The following is a 731-nucleotide window of genomic DNA, read 5'->3' as shown; positions in this document are numbered from 1 at the left end:
TTCCAGAACCATTCGCACAGCCCGCTCACGAACTTCAGGCGAGTACCTTGGGCACTTCTTCTTCGTGTTTTCCATAGCTCCATTTTCTCAAGAAGTGGAGCCTCCGGAAATCCCGGGGCGGTTCATTTTCGAATTGCTGCAACTGCGCGGACGCTCATCGTCAGCGCTTCTTCCTGGTCGTGCGTGACCATCTCGCTCGTGATGCCGAGCTTGCTCTGCAGCGACTTGTGTTCGAACTGCATGTTCTCGCGCAGATTCCTGTCGAGCGCGCCGAGCGGCTCGTCGAGCAGCAGCACCGATGGATTCGTCACGATCGCCCGTGCGAGCGCGACGCGCTGCTGCTGTCCGCCCGACATCTGCGCGATGCGGCGCTCGCCGTAGCAGATACGGTTCAGCGCGCAGTGTGACGCACCTCTCGTCAAGGTGCTAGGTTGAACCGGGCTTGCGCCGCGCGGCTTTCACCCGGTGCGCCAAGCTCTTGCCGAATTTCTCGCACCAGCATCGCAACCGTTCACTGCGGTGGGAAAACGGTGGCCGTGATAAACCGATTTCGATCTCTTCATGGCACTATCTAACCGGTCACCTCGCTAGAAGGTGTTATGCGCTTTTGTTAAGGGCTGCAAAGTGGACGAGCATAAGGACGGAGAACACGACGAAATGCAGACCAGCCAAGGTTTCGGGCAATCGCTCGTAGTCTCTGGCCAGTCGCCGGAAGCGGTTGAGCCAGCCGA

Annotated in this window: 3 pseudogenes; all 3 read right to left on the bottom strand. The window is 59.0% G+C overall.

The annotated features are described in order from the left end of the window. Nucleotides 1–146: 146 nt before the first annotated feature. Nucleotides 147–380, bottom strand: a pseudogene (locus AB3X89_RS40065) (ATP-binding cassette domain-containing protein); the annotation flags it as partial. Continuing rightward, nucleotides 352–563 (bottom strand): annotated as a pseudogene (locus tag AB3X89_RS40060) (IS6 family transposase); the annotation flags it as partial. The pseudogenes AB3X89_RS40065 and AB3X89_RS40060, both read right to left, overlap by 29 nt. Before the next feature lie 34 nt (nt 564–597). After that, nucleotides 598–731, bottom strand: a pseudogene (locus AB3X89_RS40055) (IS5/IS1182 family transposase); the annotation flags it as partial.

The sequence above is a fragment of the Paraburkholderia sp. BR14320 genome (assembly GCF_040948665.1).
GTDB classification, from domain to species: Bacteria; Pseudomonadota; Gammaproteobacteria; order Burkholderiales; family Burkholderiaceae; genus Paraburkholderia; species Paraburkholderia youngii.
The sequence above is the reverse complement of the archived record's forward strand: the minus strand, read 5'-3'. Positions and strand labels throughout refer to the sequence as shown.